The sequence below is a fragment of the Stenotrophomonas sp. YJH_SMC_110 genome (genome assembly GCF_059369255.1).
Genome location: NZ_JCAFSM010000007.1, coordinates 105,905 through 121,601 on the forward strand (window position 1 = coordinate 105,905; position 15,697 = coordinate 121,601).

Genomic DNA, 15,697 nt, shown 5'->3' on the forward strand with positions numbered 1-15,697 from the left:
ACAAAAACGGCGGCAGGAGAGCCTGCCGCCGTGGTGGAGCGAAGCTACATCAGAACTTCACGTTCAGTGCCAGGGTGGTCGAGCGACCCGGGGCGATGCTCGCGTAGTGCGAGGCATAGGCCTTGGTGAAGTAGGTCTTGTCGGTCAGGTTCTGCACGTTGAGCTGCAGGCTGATGTTGTCCTGGATCGCGTAGCTGGCCATCGCGTCGAAGCGGGTGTAGCTGGCGATCCACTTGGTGTTGGCGACGTCACCGTACTGCTTGTCCGAGTAGAACGCACCGGCACCGACGGTCAGGCCGATGGGGAAGCGGTAGGTGGTCCACAGGTTGGCGCTGTGCTTGGCGGTGTTCGGGAATACGTTGCCGTTGTACGGCGAGGGCACGTAGACGTTGGACGGGCAGGTGCGGCCGACCGGTGCACCACAGACGAAGCCGTTGTCCTTCAGTTCCGAGTCCAGGTAGGTGTAGCCGCCGTACAGGCTCCAGGCGTCGGTCAGCTGGCCGGTGAAGCCCAGCTCGAAGCCGTTGATTTCCTTCTTGCCGGCATTCTGGCTGGTGCCGTTGTCGACCGTCACGCGCGCGTTGTTCATCACCGTGTGGAAGATCGCCGCGGTGAGGTTCAGGCGCTGGTCGAACAGGTCCCACTTGGTGCCCAGCTCGAGGTTCTTCGTATCCTGCGGCTTGAGGTCGGCCACGGCGGCGCTCAGGCCGTCCGAACCATCACCACCGTCCATGCCCGGCGGAGTCGAGGAGGTGCCCCACGACAGGTAGATGCTGCCGTTGGCGGCCGGCTTGAACACCACGCCGGCCTGGTAGTTCAGGAAGTCGTTGCTGTTGCGCACGCGGGTCGGTGCCTTGCCGGCCACCGGGGTGGTCAGGGTGGTGCGGAAGTCGTCGTAGCGCAGGCCGAGGTTGATCATCCACTGCTCATTGAGCTCGATGGTGTCGAACACGTAGGCCGAGGTGGTCCTGGTGCGCTGCTCTACGTCCAGTGCCTTGTCGCTGCGGTACACCGAATGGGTGGCCGCCCACGGATCGCGCGGGTTCGGATTGGCGAAATCGGTGCAGTTGTAGCCGGTGGCCGCGCCGGTGGTCGGGCACTTGCTGTTGCCGGTGAGCGGGTTGCTGGTGCCCGGGGTCATCAGATAGCTGCCGCGGGTCATCTTCTCGTCGCTGTATTCCACGCCCGCGCTGTAGCTGTGCTTGAGCGCACCGGTCTGGAAGGCACCGGTCAGGCCCAGCTGGTCGGCGAAGCTCTTGACGTCGACGGCACGGCTGTTGGTCCGGCGCCACAGGGTGCCGTAGTTGTTCGGGTTGCCCTGGCTGTCGTCCGGCTGGGTCCACAGGTAGTCGTTGCTGGTGTTGCCCAGGCGCGCGATGTTGCGCAGCTTGTGGCCGCCGAAGTCGTAGCTGGCATCCAGGGTGCTGATGTCGGCGCGGGTACGCTGGAAGTCACGGTCGACCAGGCCGTAGTAGTTGTTGCGGTCCGGCACCATCGGGCGGCCGTCGACCCACTTCGAGGCCGGCGCACCGTTCGGGTTGCCATACGGGAAGCCACCCGCGTCCGGCAGGTCATCGCTCTGCATGTGGTAGTGGCTGGCGATCAGCTGGGCCGGGCCGTTCAGGCCGAACGCGATCGACGGCGCGATACCCCAGCGGCTGACATTGGCGGCGTCACGGCCAGCGATGTCCGATTCGTGCTTCATCAGGTTCAGGCGCGCGGCGATGCCATCGCCCAGCACGTAGTTGGCGTCCACGGTGCCGCGCGCGTAGCTGTCGGTGCCGATGCCCATGCTGGCGCTGGTCTCGTTCTTCAGCTTCGGCGTCTTGCTGACCAGGTTCAGGCTGCCACCGCCGGAATCACGGCCGCCGTAGGCCGAGCTCGGGCCCTTGACTACTTCCACCTGCTCCAGGTCGAAGATCTCGCGGGTCTGCGAGCCGACGTCGCGCAGGCCATCGACGAAGACGTTGCTCTGCGAATCGAAGCCACGGATGAAGGGACGGTCGCCGGTGGGGTTGCCGCCTTCGCCGGCACCGAAGGTGATGCCCGGCACCATGCGCAGCGCATCCTGCAGGTTGGTCGCACCGGTTTCGGCGATCAGCTTCTCCGAGACGATCGACACCGACTTCGGGGTGTCCAGCAGTTCAGCGGTGAACTTCGGCGAGGACGGATTGAACCAGCTGCCGCGCACCTGCACCTTGCCCAGGTCGGTGGCCTTGCGGGAGGAGGCTGCGTCAGCGCTGTCGGCCGCCTGTGCGGCCAACGGCGCGAAGCCGGCGGCCAGGGTGGCGGTGGCGAGCAGGGAAACGCGCGGGGCGCGCTTGCGGGACGTGATGTGGGTCATGGCTTGGGTGGTAGTGGCTGGGATCGGAAAGGGGCGAGGGCCGAAGCGCAGACAGCGCGACGGCATGTAGAGGGCGTTTTCTGTAGAGCCGAGCCGATGCTCGGCTGGGCGGCGGACGACTCCAGGCGCACGGCAATGGCCGCAGGGCGCCTCAGCTGGCGTGCGGTGCGGGCGGTGCGTGGCCGGGGTTCAACCGCAGTGCGGGATCGTGCAGCTGCCAGTGCAGGGCATCGGAGCGCCACAGCGGAACATGCGCGACCAGGGCGGCGCGCGGGGGAGCCAGTCCGGTACAGGGCGTTGTGCCCTCGCCATCCAGCGGCGGCTCCGGTGCTGGCACCGCATGGCGCGGGCACTCGTCCGCCGGCGGGGCCGGCATCGGCATAGCCTGCTGAAGATCTTCAGCGTGTGCCTGCCAGCCGTAGGTGGCGGGTCCATCGCGCCCTTCGTGCAGGGCCGACCAGCCCAGCAGCAGCGTCAGCAGCAGGGCCACAGCCAACGGCCACCCATGGCGGGCAAGCTGGCACAGCGTGGCGGCGGGCGCGGGCAAAGCCATGGCGCAGGGGACGGAGTCGTTACGAAGATGTTACGTAGGATAACATCAACGATAATGATTCGCATATGCGCGGGCGAACGAGCGGTCTGGAGGCCCGGGGAGGCCCCTGAACGCCTCTCAGCGCGCTCCGCTGGCTTCCACCCCTGGGCGGAGTCGCCGGCGGCCGAACGCCGCGTCAATCGCGGTCGTCGCGGGTCCAGACGGCGTCGTGTTCGCGCTTCACCGGGAACTTGGGTACCGGCGTATAGGCCGGGGCGCACAGGGCGCGGCCATCGCGCACGTCGAAGCGCGCGCCGTGCAGCACGCATTCCACGCTGCCTTCGTCGGTGTTGAACTCGCCCGAGGACAGCTCGAACTCCTCATGCGTGCACTGGTCTTCCAGCGCGTACAGCTCGCCGTCGAGGTTGAACACCACGATCGGCGTGCCGGTCACTTCGTCGAACACGCTCTTCATTTCACCGGGCAGCAGCTCGTTGCCGGCACACACGAAGGTCCAGGTATCGCTCACGCGGCGGCTCCGGCCAGTGGCTTTTCCAGGACCTCGAAGCGCAGGTCGTCGCGCTTGGGGATTCCGAAGCGTTCGTCGCCATACGGGAACGGCTTCTTGATGCCGGTACGCTGGTAGCCGCGGCGCTCGTAGAAGGCGATCAGTTCGTCGCGTACGTCGATCACCGTCATCTGCATCACCGGCACCTTCCATTCGCGTGCGGCGTGCGCTTCGGCGGCGTCCATCAGCTGCTTGCCGACCCCGCCGCCCTGCTGGGCAGGATCGACCGAGAACATGCCGAAGTAGCCGTTGCCGTCGACGTCGGCAACGTGGGCGCAGGCCACAAGAACGCCTTCGCGCTCGGCCAGCAGGATGGTCGAGCGCGGGCGGTCGAGGTCGGCCTGGATGCCTTCGGCGTCGATGCGGGCGCCATCCAGCAGGTCGGCTTCGGTGGTCCAGCCAACGCGGCTGGCGTCGCCCCGGTAGGCCGAGGTGACGAGGGCGATCAGGGCGGGGATGTCGGCCGGCGTGGCGGCGCGGAAGGTCAGGGTGCTCATGGCCCCATTCTAGGTGGGGCGTGGGCGGGCGCAAATGGGGGAGTGGGGTCAGATCCCTTTCGCAACGCGAAAGGGATCTGACCCCGGCATCTACTGACTCAACGGCAGGCCATGGACCGACTGGCACGGGCCCGGAATCGGCAGATGCTCGGGGTCAGATCCCTTTGCGCAGCGAAGGGCCCTGACCCCCTGCTACCAGGAGCAGCCCATGCCAAGGCCACGGCGCATCGATGCGCCCGGATATCCGCAACATGTCGTCCAGCGCGGCAACAATCGTCAGCGCGTGTTCTTTGCGGATGGCGACCGCGTCGCCTACCTGCGCCTGCTGTGTCATCACGCAGACCAGCAGCACTGCCGGGTCCACGCTTATGTGCTGATGGACAATCACATCCACCTGCTGGCGACACCCGATGTGTCCGGCGGCTTGTCTCGGATGATGCAGGCGGTAAACCGGGCCTACGTGCGCCGGGTGAACGATCGACAGGGCCGCACGGGAACCCTGTGGGAAGGACGTTTCCATTCCACGCAGGTGGATACGGATCGCTATCTGCTGGCCTGCCAGCGCTACATCGAGCTCAATCCGGTGCGGGCGGGGAGGGTGGCGCATCCCGGCGACTATCGCTGGTCCAGCTATCGGGCCAATGCGCGGGGAACGTGCAACGCGCTGCTTACACCACACCCGGCGTTCGATTTGATGGCCTTCGATGTGGAAGAGCGGCGAAGGCGGTATGTGGAGTTCATTGCGCAGGGCATTCCTGCGGGTGATCTGGTCGCGATCCGGGCAGCGTTGCAGTCACAGCGCCGGTTGGTGGGGACGTTGCTGGGGTCAGATCCCTTTCGCGTCGCGAAAGGGATCTGACCCCGGTGTGCCGGCTCAGCCCAGAAGCTTGCGCACCTTGGTCAGCGCGGTCATGAAGCGCTCGATCTCGGCGTGCGTGTTGTAGAACGCCAGCGAGGCACGGCAGGTGGCGGCGACGCCGAAGTACTGCAGCAGCGGGTGTGCGCAGTGCTGCCCCGAGCGCACGGCCACCCCTTCCAGGTCGAGCAGGGTGGCCAGATCGTGCGCATGCGCGCCATCGATCAGGAACGAGACCACGGCGGCCTTCTCCGGCGCTTCGCCGATGATGCGCAGGCCGTCGACGCGGCGCAGCTCCTCGGTGAAGTGCGCCAGCAGTTCGGCTTCGCGGGCTTCCACGTTCTCCTGGCCGAGCTGCTGCAGGTAGTCGGCGGCCACGCCCAGGCCGATGAAACCGGCGATGTTCGGGGTGCCGGCTTCGAACTTGTGCGGGGCATCGTTGAACACGGTGCCGTCGAAGCTGACTTCCTTGATCATCTCGCCGCCGCCGAGGAACGGCGGCATCGCGTCCAGGTGCTCGCGGCGCGCCCACAGCGCACCAGTGCCGGTCGGACCGCACATCTTGTGGCCGGTGATGGCGTAGAAGTCGCAGCCGATCGCGGCGACGTCGACCTTGCGGTGCGGCACCGCCTGCGAGCCATCGACCACGGTGATGATGCCGCGCTTGCGCGCTTCACGGCAGATCTCGCGCACCGGATTGACCGTGCCCAGCACGTTGGAGACATGGGTGACCGCCAGCAGCCTGACCTCCGGGGTCATCGCCGCGCGCAGCGCATCCAGGTCCAGCGCGCCATCGGGCGTGATCTCGGCCACGCGGATGGTGGCGCCGGTACGTTGCGCGACCAGCTGCCACGGCACGATGTTGGCATGGTGTTCCATGCGCGTGATCAGGATCACGTCGCCGGCCTTCAATCGCGGCAGCGCCCACGAGTAGGCCACCAGGTTGATGGCGAAGGTGGTGCCGCTGCACAGCACCAGGTCGCTGGCGCGCACGTTGAGGAAGCGTGCCAGCTTGTTGCGTGCGCCTTCGTAGGCGTCGGTCGCTTCGCTGCCCAGTGCATGCACCGCGCGGCTGACGTTGGCGTTGTAGCGGCGGTAGAACTCATCCACCGCGCCGATCACCTGTACCGGCTTCTGGCCGGTGTTGGCGTTGTCGAAATAGACCAGCGGCTTGCCGTGCACTTCACGCATCAGCAGCGGGAAGTCGAGGCGGACGCGATCCCAGTCCGGGGCGCCGGTGCGTTCTTCGATCGGGCGTGGCGTGGACAGGTTCATGCCACACCCGCCTCGGCCAGGGCCTTGTCCAGGCGGCGTGCCAGCTGCTCGCGCAACGCGTCCGGCAGGATCTTCAGCGGTTCATGGCAGAACGCAGCGCTCAGCAGTGCCTGCGCCTGGACCTGGGGCAGGCCACGCGAGCGCAGGTAGAACAGCGCATTGGCATCGAGCTGGCCGACGGTCGCGCCGTGCGCGGCCTTCACTTCATCGGCGTCGATCACCAGCGTCGGCTGGGTGTCGATCTCGGCATCGGCCGACAGCAGCAGGTTCTTGTTGGACAGGTTCGCGTCGGTGCCGTCGGCGCCTTCGCGGATCTGGATGCCGCCATGGAACACCACACGGCTGCGGTTGGCGGCAACGCCGCGCCACAGCAGCTCGCAGGCGGTATCGCGCGCGATGTGGTCGATGCCCAGGCGGGTCTCGACGTGGCGGCGGCCATTGCCGAGCAGCACGCCGTTGGCGGTCAGCCGGGCGTTGTCGCCTTCCAGGCGCACGTTCAGTTCGTGGCGGCTGAGCGCGGCGCCCAGTTCCAGGTCCACGCGGTGGTACTGCGCGTCGCGGGCCAGCACCGCGTCGGTACGCAGGAAGCTGGTCTGGCGGGCGCTGCCGGCCTGCACGCGGGCGTGCTTGAGTACGCCATCGCGGGCGACGTGGGCATGCAGCACGGTGTTGTCCAGGTGGGCGGAGTCACCCACGCTGAAGCGGTGCTCGACCACGCCCAGGCTGGCGCCGGCGCGCAGTTCGATCAGGTGGCGATGGTGCCAGGCCAGGTCGGCTTCGCCGGCGACGCTGGCGAATACCAGCTGCAGCGGCGTTTCGACCTGCACGCCTTCATCCACGCGCAGCACGACGCCTTCATCGGCCAGTGCGGCGTTGAGCCGGGCGAAGATCTCTTCGCTGCGCTCGTAGCGACGGCCAAGGAAACGCACGGCGTCTTCGCCAGCGGCCAGCGCGGCCGACAGCGGCTGCAGCTGCACGCCGGACGGCAGGGCCTGCACATCGCTCAGCGTGGCATCCAGGCGGCCGTTGACGAACACCAGGCGCGGCGCCGGGATGTCGTCCAGCAGCGCGGCGTCCAGCGCCGGCGCCTGCAGCGGCGCTGCAGCGAACGCACGGCGTTCCAGCTGGCGCAGCGAGGTGTACTTCCAGGCTTCATTGCGGGCGGCGGGCAGGCCGTCGCGCAGGGCCGCATCCAGCACTTCGCGGCGCGCATCGCTGCCACAGAAGGCCTGGGCCATGGAGTCAAGCAGGGCGCTCATCAGACCGCCGCCTCGGGCACGACCCGGTCCTTCAGGAAATCGTAGCCGTGCGCTTCCAGCTCCAGCGCCAGCTCGGGGCCGCCGCTCTTGACGATGCGACCATCGGCCAGCACGTGCACGACGTCCGGCTTGATGTAGTCCAGCAGGCGCTGGTAGTGGGTGATGACCAGGAACGAACGGTCGGCGCCGCGCAGTGCGTTGACGCCGTCGGCCACGCTCTTCAGCGCGTCGATGTCCAGGCCCGAGTCGGTCTCGTCCAGGATCGCCAGCTTCGGTTCCAGCACGGCCAGCTGGAAGATCTCGTTGCGCTTCTTCTCGCCGCCGGAGAAGCCTTCGTTGACGCCACGGTGCAGCAGTTCGTCCTTCAGGTGCAGCACGGCCAGCTTCTGCCGCACCAGCTTGAGGAACTGCATGGAATCGAGTTCTTCTTCGCCGCGCGCCTTGCGCTGGGCGTTCAGTGCCGCGCGCAGGAAGTAGGTGTTGTTCACGCCCGGGATTTCCACCGGGTACTGGAACGCCAGGAACAGGCCGGCGGCGGCACGTGCTTCCGGGTCCTGCTCCAGCAGGTCGACGCCGTCGAACTGCACGCTGCCTTCGGTCACTTCGTAGCCGTCGCGGCCGGCCAGGACGTTGCCCAGGGTGGACTTGCCGGCGCCGTTCGGGCCCATGATGGCGTGCACCTGGCCGGGCTTCACATCCAGCGACAGGCCCTTGAGGATTTCCTTGTCGCCGATGCGGGCGTGGAGGTTTTCGATCTTCAGCATGGTGGGGGTTTCCGTGGGGCGGGCCAGGGCCCGCCGGTAAAGAGAATGCGTTTGCGAGGGGCAGGGGCGGGCGGTCAGCCCACCGAACCTTCCAGCGAGACTTCCAGCAGCTTCTTGGCTTCCACCGCGAACTCCATCGGCAGTTCGCGGAACACCTGCTTGCAGAAGCCGTCGACGATCATCGACACCGCGTCTTCCTGGCTGATGCCACGGGCGCGGCAGTAGAACAGCTGGTCATCGGAGATCTTGGAGGTGGTGGCCTCGTGCTCGACGGTGGCGCCCGGGTTCTTCACCTCGATGTAGGGGAAGGTGTGGGCGCCGCACTGCTTGCCGATCAGCAGCGAATCGCACTGGGTGTAGTTGCGCGCGCCCTCGGCGTTGCGGTCCACCCGCACCAGGCCGCGGTAGGTGTTCTGGCCACGGCCGGCGCTGATGCCCTTGCTGACGATCTTGCTCTTGGTGCGCTTGCCGACATGGATCATCTTGGTGCCGGTGTCGGCCTGCTGGCGGTGATGGGTCAGCGCGACCGAGTGGAACTCACCGACCGAATCGTCGCCCAGCAGCACGCACGAGGGGTACTTCCAGGTGATCGCCGAGCCGGTCTCGACCTGGGTCCAGGTGACCTTGCTGCGCGCGCCACGGCATTCGGCACGCTTGGTCACGAAGTTGTAGATGCCACCGACGCCGTTCTCGTCGCCCGGGTACCAGTTCTGCACCGTGGAGTACTTGATCTCCGCATCTTCCAGCGCGACCAGCTCGACCACCGCGGCGTGCAGCTGGTTCTCATCGCGCATCGGCGCGGTGCAGCCTTCCAGGTAGGAGACGTAGGCCTTGTCCTCGCACACGATCAGGGTGCGCTCGAACTGGCCGGTGTGGCCGGCGTTGATGCGGAAATAGGTGCTCAGTTCCATCGGGCAGCGCACGCCCTTGGGAATGAACACGAAGCTGCCATCGGAGAACACCGCCGAGTTGAGCGCGGCGAAGTAGTTGTCACCGACCGGCACCACGGTGCCCAGGTACTGGCGCACCAGCGCCGGGTGTTCCTTGATGGCCTCGGACATCGAGCAGAAGATCACGCCCTTCTCGGCCAGTTCCTTGCGGAAGGTGGTGCCCACGGATACCGAGTCGAACACCGCATCCACCGCCACGCCGGCCAGCTTGGCGCGCTCGTGCAGCGGCACGCCCAGCTTGTCGTAGGTGTCGAGCAGTTCCTTCGGCACATCATCCAGCGAGGCGTACTTCGGGCCCTTCGGCGCGGAGTAGTAGCTGAGCGCCTGCAGGTCGATCGGCGCGATCTCCAGCTTGGCCCAGTCCGGCATCGGCAGGGTCAGGAAGTGGCGGTAGGCATCCAGGCGCCACTGCGTCATCCACTCCGGCTCGTCCTTCTTGGCCGACAGGGCACGGATGGTGTCCTCGTCCAGGCCCGGCGGCAGGGAGTCCGACTCGATCTCGGTGATGAAGCCGGCCGAATACTTGCGGCCGAGCTGCTCGTGGATCTCGCGGTTGGGGGTGTCGTCGTGGGCGACGTTTTCGATGGTTTCGGTGGCCATGGGGGCTGCCTACGGATCAGGAGACGACGTCGACAGCGATGGTGCGGCGCTGTTCGTCATCGGCAAGGGGGAGAGGGGGCAGGATCTGCGCGAGGGTGACATCGCGCAGGGCCTCGGAGACCACGTCGTTGATCAGCCGCCAGCTGCTGCGCGCGCCGCACTTGGGCGCCATGCCGCACTGGTGGTGGTCGTGGCTGCATTCGGTCAGGGCCAGTGGCCCTTCCATCGCTTCGACCACTTCGAACAGCGAGATCTCGATGGCCGGGCGGGTCAGGCGGTAGCCGCCACGGACGCCACGCAGGCCTTCGACCAGGCCGGCCTGGGCCAGTGGCTTGAGCACCTTGCTGACGGTGGGCGGCTCCAGACCGGTGAATTCGGCCAGCTCGGTGGCACTGAGCACTTCGCCCGGACGGGCGGCGAGCACGGTCAGCACGACGGTGGCGTAATCGGTGAGTTTGGTGACGCGCAACATGGGGATGCGAGTGGTTCTTAAAGCGGACTGAAATTGTACGCTTTTATTCGCCACCATCCAACCCGGGCATTCAGCCGGCGCTTGGGCCAGGCCGGGAGGACACACCGCGGCCGTTGCCGGGGCGCAATGCTGCGCCAACGGGGTGATTTTCGCAATCACCCGGAATGGGCGAGAATCCCCATTCCATTCGCTGCAAACAGCCCTCGCCGATGCCGAAGAAGATCCAAGCCCGCAAGTCCGCCATCCATGGCAACGGCGTGTTCGCCGTGGCCCCGATCAAGCAGGGCGAGCGCGTGATCCAGTACAAGGGCCTGCTGCGCAGCCACGGCGACGTTGATGCCGATGACAGCGGCGACGTCGAAAGTGGCCATACCTTCCTGTTCACCCTCAACGATGACTGGGTGATCGACGCCAACTACAAGGGCAACGACGCGCGCTGGATAAACCACAGCTGCGACCCGAACTGCGAGGCGGTGATCGAGGAGGACGAGGACGGCGACAGCCGGGGCGACAAGGTGTTCATCGAGGCACTGCGTGATATTAAGGCCGGCGAGGAGCTGACCTACAACTACGGCATCACCCTGGCCGAGCGCCACACCGCCAAGCTGAAGAAGATCTGGGAGTGCCGTTGCGGCTCGCCCAAGTGCACCGGCACGATGCTGCAGCCCAAGCGCTGATCGGTACCGGGTAGTGCCGGCCGCTGGCCGGCAAGGCGCAATCCAGGTGCCGGCCAGCGGCCGGCACCACCCGGCGGCTCTCCACCTGCCGTGCACGACAGGGTCACCGCCGCGCAAGGGCCGTTCTTCCATTCTGTGGGCTCCCCCAACCGGAGTGCCTCCATGGCAGAGCGATTGAAGGGCAAGCAGATTGCCATCCTTGCCACCCACGGCTTCGAACAGTCTGAACTGATCGAACCCAAGCGTTTGCTGGAAGCGGAAGGGGCGCGCGTCAGCGTGGTCTCGCCCGCAAAGGAAGCGACGATCAAGGGCTGGAAGGAGAAGAACTGGGGCGACGCCGTCGCGGTGGATATCCCGTTGGATGAGGCCGATCCTGCACGCTTCGATGCGGTGGTTCTGCCCGGCGGGGTCATCAATCCGGACACACTGCGCACCGATGATGCCGTACTGGCCTTCATCCGTTCAGTGGATGAAGCCGGCAAGCCCGTGGCGGCGATCTGCCATGGCCCGTGGCTGCTGATCAACAGCGGCCTGGCCGATGGCCGCGAGCTGACCTCCTGGCCTTCCCTGCAGCAGGATCTGGCGAACGCGGGTGCGACATGGCGCGATGCCGAGGTGGTGGTCGACGGCAACGTCATCACCAGCCGCAAGCCGGATGACATTCCGGCTTTCAGCGAGGCGGTCGTAAAAGCGCTTGCCGCCTGATGCGCTACCGGTAGTGCCGGCCGCTGGCCGGCAGATGCAGTGACGTGCTGCCGGCCAGCGGCCGGCACCACCTCATTTGCCCAGCAGGCCTGCCGGTACCAGGTTGCCCAGGTTCTGGTTGAAAGTGACCACCAGCTTGCCGTTCTTCACCTGTGCCGACTGCACCTGCAGGGCGCCGAGCACCCCGGCCACGGCCGGGTCCAGCTTGTAGATCGGTTCGCGCTGGGCGTAGTCGCTCAGCCACGCATTGAGCAGGCCACGGGTGCGCGAGTCGAGGCGGCCGCCCTGGTTGGCCGGGGTGAAGTCATCCACGCTCGGCTGCTGCAGGTGAAAGCCCTGGGTCTGCGCGTCGTAGCGCAGGCCGCTGCTGAGCTTCACCGTGCCCAGTCGGGCCGGGTTGCCGCCGGCGGTGGCCAGCGCGACGTCCATGCCCAGGTTCAACCGTTCGCCGGCCGGAAGGCTCAGCTGCGGGTGGCTCATGGTCAGGGCGATCAGGCCGCCGAGGGCGTCCTGGGTGCGCGGGAAGCTGCCATCGAGGTACTGCTGCACGTCGCTGGCGCCCACCGACAGTTCGCGGCCGGAAATGGAGGGAGCCGCCTGTGCACCGATCGCAGCGGCGATCAGCACGGTGGAGGCCGCGAGGCGGGTCATCAGGGAACGCAGGCGCATGTCGGTGACCGGTGGGAAGCAGATGGATGGATCAAAGAGTAGCCGCGCAGGCTGAATCGCGCGTGCATGCCGCTGCAACGGTTCAGTCCAGCGTTGGACGCAGCTGTGCCGACTGGATCTGCCAGGCGCTGCCGTCGCTGCTGGGCTGCACGCGGTACCAGCCGCCGAAGCGGAACGTGCCATTGGCGGTGACCGCACGGATCTGCACAGGGACTTCAAGCAGCCGCGGTGGCTGCCGGTCATCTCGGGCGATCGGGGTATCGCTGTGCAGGCGCAGCGTGCGCAGGTCCTGCAGCTGCCGCAGCGCGGCGTCGTCTGCATGCCGCGGGTCGCCGGGTGGGATCGTCCAGGCAGCATCGCTGGCGGCGCGGTCGCGGTTGAGGAGTGCGGCGACGTAGCGGTTGAGCATCGTCGACGGCGGCTCTGCGCCGTCGTCGACGGCGGACAGCAGCGTCATATCGCTCGCCTGCAATGCTGCGGGGCCGGTACCGGTGTCCGCTGCTGCGGCGACGGGAGCGGACGCTGCCGTGATGTGATCATTCGTCTGTGCCGCCGGGCGTGAACAACCCAGCAGCACCAGTGGTGCGATCAGGAACAGGATCCTGCGCATGCCCGCCTCCTCCCCGAGGCAACCTGGAGGGCGGCAGTGTATCGGTTGCGCCGCTATCAGCGGGAGGAGGGCAGCTGCTCCAGCGCGTCCAGCGCCGGCAGGACCTGGCCGGCGATGGCGGCCAGTGCGTGGCCGTCGGTCTCGGCGTGGCGTTGCACGATGTCGCGCAGCAGCTGGGTGGCGATCACCAGGGTCGCGCGCTCGTCGCCACTGATGCCGGCGGTACGCGGGGCCGCTTCCAGCAGGCGCATCAGGTCGCGGCCGGCGCGGTGTTCCAGTTCGATGGTGCAGCGCCCGGTGCACTGCAGCCCGTCCTTTTCGATCGGGGTTACCGAGATCCGGTAGCGGGTGGAGGGGCTGGCCATGAGGGTGTGCTCGCCGTAGCTGTGGAGGATGTGCCCACCATAGGCAAGGCCACGGCTGGCGGCGACGGCCGGCGCTGCACGCAGTGTTCCACCCGGTACGTTCCGCGCCCTTTGCGGAGCACCGGCAGCCAATGCTGGCGGGCCTGTACGGGGATTGCCGGGGCCGCGGCAACGCTGTGTTGCGGGGTGTGGTGCGGACAAAAAAAAACGGGACGGCCAGAGCCGTCCCGTCGGAATCCGCGTTGGGGCGCGCGCTTACAGCGCGGCGTCCTTCAGCTTCTTCAGCGGACGCACCTTCAGCTTGGTGGTGGCCGGCTTGGCAGCGAACCACTGCTCTTCCTTGGTGAACGGGTTGATGCCCTTGCGCTTCGGCTTGGCCGGCACATTGACGGTGGTGATCTTCAGCAGGCCCGGCAGGGTGAACGAGCCAGCGCCCTTCTTGTGCACCGAGGAGGCGACGGCGCTTTCCAGCGAGGCCAGCACAGCGCGGACGTCCTTGGCGATGACGCCGGAGGCTTCAGCGATGTGTGCAACCAGGCCGGACTTGGTCAGCACTTCCTTGATCGGCTTCGGAGCGGCCGGCTTGGCGGCTGCCTTCGTCGCGACTTTCTTCACTGCCTTCTTCGGGGCAGCCTTCTTAGCGGTCTTTGCCATGGTTTCCTGTTCCGTGAACGGTTGGTTGTGTGGTCGGCGCCGAACCCCGTCGGCAAGCGCAATGTAGGGCAACTCTCGGGCGCCGCCAATAGCCCGAAGCGCGGAAAGTGCATGTTTTTTCATATCCAGGCCGATTCAGTACATGGCCGGCGGTGGGGGACGGGGGCGCTGCAGCGTGCGCGATGGCTGCTGCCTGCCCGTTGCTGGAATGTGCGAAACCACTGAAAACAAGGGAAAAGTCCACGTCGGTCTGGCGAAGAAGTGACCAGCTGTCCGATGTCCGGCGGACGTGCGGCATGCGGCGGAGCGACGCAGGGCTAACGCGTCCCGTGCGAGAGTGGCCGTTCATCACCGCCACGCAGGAGCAGCACATGGGAATCTCGCGACACGCCACCGCGCACTGGGAAGGCGATCTGAAGTCGGGCAAGGGACAGCTGAGCACGCCGCAGAGCGGGCTGCTGGACAAGACCCGCTACGGCTTCAACAGCCGCTTCGGCGACGAGAAGGGCACCAATCCGGAGGAGCTGATCGCCGCCGCGCACGCCGGCTGTTTCACCATGGCGCTGTCGGCCAAGCTTGGTGAGGCCGGCTTCACCCCGACCTCGCTGGACACCGAGGCCAAGGTCGATCTGTCCCTGGAGGGTGGCCCGCAGCTGTCGCAGATCCGGTTGAAGGTGAAGGCCGTGGTGCCGGGTATCGACGCCGCACAGTTCCGTGCCATTGCCGATGACGCCAAGCAGAACTGCCCGGTGTCCAAGGCGCTGAGCGCGGTGCCGATCAGCCTGGAAGCCGAACTGGGCTGAGCCACGGTAGTGCCGGCCGCGGGCCGGCAACCGCATGATGCCGGGGTCCATGTAGCAGCCGGCCAGCGTTATGGCGGCCTTCCTGGTCCCCACCCTCCGGGCCGTCGCGTCCGACGTTGGCAGCGGCTCCTGCCGCTGCCTTCGGCTCTACCACCCGCCAGCGCGATCACCAATCAAGGGTGCCGGTAATCACCGTCTGCACCTGCCCGCCCGACCAGACCTCGCCGTCTTCATCGACCCGCAGGGTCAGGCGCGCGTCATGGCCGACTTCGCGGCCCTGGCTGACTTCGAACGGTGCACGGCCTCGGGGCAGCGCATCGCGCAGGTCCAGCCACGCGGCCAGCACGGCATTAGCCGCGCCGGAGGCGGCGTCCTCGAAGCGGCGGCCATTGCCGACGAAGGCACGTACTGCAAGATCGAAGCCTTCGCCGCCATCGCTGAAGGCGTAGGCAAACACGCCCATGCTGTCGGTGGATTCGGCCAGAGCCGCGACCGCGTCCCAGTCCGGGCGCAGTGCGCGCAGTGCCGCTTCATCGGCCACCTGCACCACCCACCAGCTGCGCCCGCCCTGCATGCGCGCCGGCGGCAGCGAGCCCAGCGGCCAATCCTTCAGCGCCGCCTGCAGGCGCGGGTCGGTGGCCTCGGCGATCTCCGCCAGCTGCGCGCGCGGGGTGCGGATGGCAATGCGCTGCTGCGCGCCCTCGCCGCTCACGCGCAGCGGCAGCGCACCGGCGATGCCGTCCTGCACGAGCACGCCGTCGACTGGCGCGGCCAGGCCCGCCTGCAGCACCGCATGCGCGGTGCCGACGCTGGGATGGCCGGCGAACGGGACCTCCTTCTGCGGGCTGAACATGCGCAGCCGGTAGCTGGCGCCTGCGACCTGCGGCGGGAACACGAAGGTGGTCTCGGGCAGGCGCGTCCAGCGCGCAATGGCCTGCATGCTGGCATCGTCCAGGCCTTCGGCATCAAGCACCACGGCCAGCGGATTGCCGGCACCGGCGCGCGGGGAGAACACATCCAGCTGCAGGAAACGGCGGGTGGACATCGGGCGGGACTCCAGTAGACAGGCGGCATAGCGTAGCGCGGGGCACAAAAAA

18 protein-coding genes are annotated in these 15,697 nt (G+C 67.3%); 4 read left to right on the forward strand and 14 right to left on the reverse strand.

What is annotated here, in order from left to right:
- Positions 1–49 precede the first annotated feature (49 nt).
- The 4 genes from AC5P6H_RS14140 to AC5P6H_RS14155 form a co-directional block, all read right to left on the reverse strand.
- Positions 50–2,344, reverse strand: a complete 2,295-nt coding sequence (locus tag AC5P6H_RS14140) for a TonB-dependent receptor (RefSeq protein ID WP_495202782.1) — start codon at positions 2,342–2,344, stop codon at positions 50–52.
- A gap of 151 nt (positions 2,345–2,495) precedes the next feature.
- Positions 2,496–2,897 carry a hypothetical protein gene (locus AC5P6H_RS14145; protein WP_041863144.1) on the reverse strand — a complete coding sequence of 134 codons (402 nt, stop codon included), beginning with the start codon at positions 2,895–2,897 and terminating at the stop codon, positions 2,496–2,498.
- Positions 2,898–3,072: 175 nt separating this feature from the next.
- On the reverse strand, positions 3,073–3,405 hold the full coding sequence (locus AC5P6H_RS14150; RefSeq protein WP_014646265.1) for a non-heme iron oxygenase ferredoxin subunit: 333 nt from the start codon (positions 3,403–3,405) through the stop codon (positions 3,073–3,075).
- Positions 3,402–3,941 (reverse strand): GNAT family N-acetyltransferase, encoded by a 540-nt coding sequence (locus AC5P6H_RS14155; protein WP_069117492.1) that lies wholly within the window; start codon positions 3,939–3,941, stop codon positions 3,402–3,404. Before AC5P6H_RS14155 ends, AC5P6H_RS14150 begins: the two co-directional genes overlap by 4 nt.
- A gap of 208 nt (positions 3,942–4,149) precedes the next feature.
- On the opposite strand from AC5P6H_RS14155, the gene AC5P6H_RS14160 reads away from it, so the two are divergent.
- On the forward strand, positions 4,150–4,800 hold the full coding sequence (locus tag AC5P6H_RS14160) for a transposase (RefSeq protein ID WP_495202783.1): 651 nt from the start codon (positions 4,150–4,152) through the stop codon (positions 4,798–4,800).
- 15 nt (positions 4,801–4,815) lie between these two features.
- On the opposite strand, the gene AC5P6H_RS14165 is transcribed toward AC5P6H_RS14160, so the two are convergent.
- The 5 genes from AC5P6H_RS14165 to AC5P6H_RS14185 form a co-directional block, all read right to left on the reverse strand.
- On the reverse strand, positions 4,816–6,072 hold the full coding sequence (locus tag AC5P6H_RS14165) for a cysteine desulfurase (RefSeq protein WP_046429365.1): 1,257 nt from the start codon (positions 6,070–6,072) through the stop codon (positions 4,816–4,818).
- Positions 6,069–7,331, reverse strand: coding sequence for a Fe-S cluster assembly protein SufD (sufD, locus tag AC5P6H_RS14170; RefSeq protein ID WP_495202784.1), 1,263 nt, complete (start codon positions 7,329–7,331; stop codon positions 6,069–6,071). Before sufD ends, AC5P6H_RS14165 begins: the two co-directional genes overlap by 4 nt.
- Complete coding sequence (sufC, locus tag AC5P6H_RS14175; RefSeq protein WP_032957818.1) at positions 7,331–8,095, reverse strand: Fe-S cluster assembly ATPase SufC; 765 nt, start codon at positions 8,093–8,095, stop codon at positions 7,331–7,333. Before sufC ends, sufD begins: the two co-directional genes overlap by 1 nt.
- Before the next feature lie 74 nt (positions 8,096–8,169).
- Positions 8,170–9,645, reverse strand: coding sequence for a Fe-S cluster assembly protein SufB (sufB, locus tag AC5P6H_RS14180; protein ID WP_014646271.1), 1,476 nt, complete (start codon positions 9,643–9,645; stop codon positions 8,170–8,172).
- 16 nt (positions 9,646–9,661) lie between these two features.
- Positions 9,662–10,117: an SUF system Fe-S cluster assembly regulator gene (locus tag AC5P6H_RS14185; protein ID WP_005408436.1), complete on the reverse strand. Its 456-nt coding sequence runs from the start codon at positions 10,115–10,117 to the stop codon at positions 9,662–9,664.
- A gap of 209 nt (positions 10,118–10,326) precedes the next feature.
- On the opposite strand from AC5P6H_RS14185, the gene AC5P6H_RS14190 reads away from it, so the two are divergent.
- Both AC5P6H_RS14190 and AC5P6H_RS14195 read left to right on the forward strand, forming a co-directional pair.
- Positions 10,327–10,794, forward strand: coding sequence for an SET domain-containing protein (locus AC5P6H_RS14190; RefSeq protein ID WP_012479369.1), 468 nt, complete (start codon positions 10,327–10,329; stop codon positions 10,792–10,794).
- A gap of 162 nt (positions 10,795–10,956) precedes the next feature.
- The gene (locus AC5P6H_RS14195; RefSeq protein ID WP_032957815.1) at positions 10,957–11,499 is read left to right on the forward strand and encodes a type 1 glutamine amidotransferase domain-containing protein; all 543 of its coding nucleotides are present in this window, start codon (positions 10,957–10,959) and stop codon (positions 11,497–11,499) included.
- Positions 11,500–11,571: 72 nt separating this feature from the next.
- Here the strand turns inward: AC5P6H_RS14195 and AC5P6H_RS14200 are convergent, their stop codons facing one another.
- From AC5P6H_RS14200 to AC5P6H_RS14215, 4 genes are all read right to left on the reverse strand, one after another.
- Positions 11,572–12,168, reverse strand: coding sequence for a YceB family lipoprotein (locus AC5P6H_RS14200; protein WP_014646273.1), 597 nt, complete (start codon positions 12,166–12,168; stop codon positions 11,572–11,574).
- A gap of 82 nt (positions 12,169–12,250) precedes the next feature.
- On the reverse strand, positions 12,251–12,778 hold the full coding sequence (locus tag AC5P6H_RS14205; RefSeq protein WP_495202785.1) for a hypothetical protein: 528 nt from the start codon (positions 12,776–12,778) through the stop codon (positions 12,251–12,253).
- 56 nt (positions 12,779–12,834) lie between these two features.
- A complete protein-coding gene (locus AC5P6H_RS14210) occupies positions 12,835–13,143 on the reverse strand; it encodes a DUF3861 family protein (RefSeq protein WP_014646275.1) in 309 nt (102 codons plus the stop codon).
- Between the two features lie 255 nt (positions 13,144–13,398).
- The gene (locus tag AC5P6H_RS14215; protein ID WP_010483539.1) at positions 13,399–13,797 is read right to left on the reverse strand and encodes an HU family DNA-binding protein; all 399 of its coding nucleotides are present in this window, start codon (positions 13,795–13,797) and stop codon (positions 13,399–13,401) included.
- 371 nt (positions 13,798–14,168) lie between these two features.
- Here AC5P6H_RS14215 and AC5P6H_RS14220 point away from each other — a divergent pair, with 371 nt between their 5' ends.
- On the forward strand, positions 14,169–14,600 hold the full coding sequence (locus tag AC5P6H_RS14220; protein WP_014646276.1) for an OsmC family protein: 432 nt from the start codon (positions 14,169–14,171) through the stop codon (positions 14,598–14,600).
- A gap of 166 nt (positions 14,601–14,766) precedes the next feature.
- On the opposite strand, the gene AC5P6H_RS14225 is transcribed toward AC5P6H_RS14220, so the two are convergent.
- The gene (locus AC5P6H_RS14225) at positions 14,767–15,645 is read right to left on the reverse strand and encodes a PhzF family phenazine biosynthesis protein (RefSeq protein ID WP_053496181.1); all 879 of its coding nucleotides are present in this window, start codon (positions 15,643–15,645) and stop codon (positions 14,767–14,769) included.
- Between the last annotated feature and the right edge of the window lie 52 nt (positions 15,646–15,697).

What these genes read in the sequence shown, in the direction of transcription:
- AC5P6H_RS14140 (WP_495202782.1), bottom strand. Translation starts at nt 2,344, where the DNA reads ATGACCCACATCACGTCCCGCAAGCGCGCCCCGCGCGTTTCCCTGCTC.
- sufD (WP_495202784.1), bottom strand. Translation starts at nt 7,331, where the DNA reads ATGAGCGCCCTGCTTGACTCCATGGCCCAGGCCTTCTGTGGCAGCGAT.
- AC5P6H_RS14225 (WP_053496181.1), bottom strand. Translation starts at nt 15,645, where the DNA reads ATGTCCACCCGCCGTTTCCTGCAGCTGGATGTGTTCTCCCCGCGCGCC.
- AC5P6H_RS14205 (WP_495202785.1), bottom strand. Translation starts at nt 12,778, where the DNA reads ATGCGCAGGATCCTGTTCCTGATCGCACCACTGGTGCTGCTGGGTTGT.
- AC5P6H_RS14145 (WP_041863144.1), bottom strand. Translation starts at nt 2,897, where the DNA reads ATGGCTTTGCCCGCGCCCGCCGCCACGCTGTGCCAGCTTGCCCGCCAT.
- AC5P6H_RS14190 (WP_012479369.1), top strand. Translation starts at nt 10,327, where the DNA reads ATGCCGAAGAAGATCCAAGCCCGCAAGTCCGCCATCCATGGCAACGGC.
- AC5P6H_RS14185 (WP_005408436.1), bottom strand. Translation starts at nt 10,117, where the DNA reads ATGTTGCGCGTCACCAAACTCACCGATTACGCCACCGTCGTGCTGACC.
- AC5P6H_RS14210 (WP_014646275.1), bottom strand. Translation starts at nt 13,143, where the DNA reads ATGGCCAGCCCCTCCACCCGCTACCGGATCTCGGTAACCCCGATCGAA.
- AC5P6H_RS14195 (WP_032957815.1), top strand. Translation starts at nt 10,957, where the DNA reads ATGGCAGAGCGATTGAAGGGCAAGCAGATTGCCATCCTTGCCACCCAC.
- AC5P6H_RS14220 (WP_014646276.1), top strand. Translation starts at nt 14,169, where the DNA reads ATGGGAATCTCGCGACACGCCACCGCGCACTGGGAAGGCGATCTGAAG.
- AC5P6H_RS14155 (WP_069117492.1), bottom strand. Translation starts at nt 3,941, where the DNA reads ATGAGCACCCTGACCTTCCGCGCCGCCACGCCGGCCGACATCCCCGCC.
- AC5P6H_RS14200 (WP_014646273.1), bottom strand. Translation starts at nt 12,168, where the DNA reads ATGCGCCTGCGTTCCCTGATGACCCGCCTCGCGGCCTCCACCGTGCTG.
- sufB (WP_014646271.1), bottom strand. Translation starts at nt 9,645, where the DNA reads ATGGCCACCGAAACCATCGAAAACGTCGCCCACGACGACACCCCCAAC.
- AC5P6H_RS14165 (WP_046429365.1), bottom strand. Translation starts at nt 6,072, where the DNA reads ATGAACCTGTCCACGCCACGCCCGATCGAAGAACGCACCGGCGCCCCG.
- AC5P6H_RS14160 (WP_495202783.1), top strand. Translation starts at nt 4,150, where the DNA reads ATGCCAAGGCCACGGCGCATCGATGCGCCCGGATATCCGCAACATGTC.
- sufC (WP_032957818.1), bottom strand. Translation starts at nt 8,095, where the DNA reads ATGCTGAAGATCGAAAACCTCCACGCCCGCATCGGCGACAAGGAAATC.
- AC5P6H_RS14215 (WP_010483539.1), bottom strand. Translation starts at nt 13,797, where the DNA reads ATGGCAAAGACCGCTAAGAAGGCTGCCCCGAAGAAGGCAGTGAAGAAA.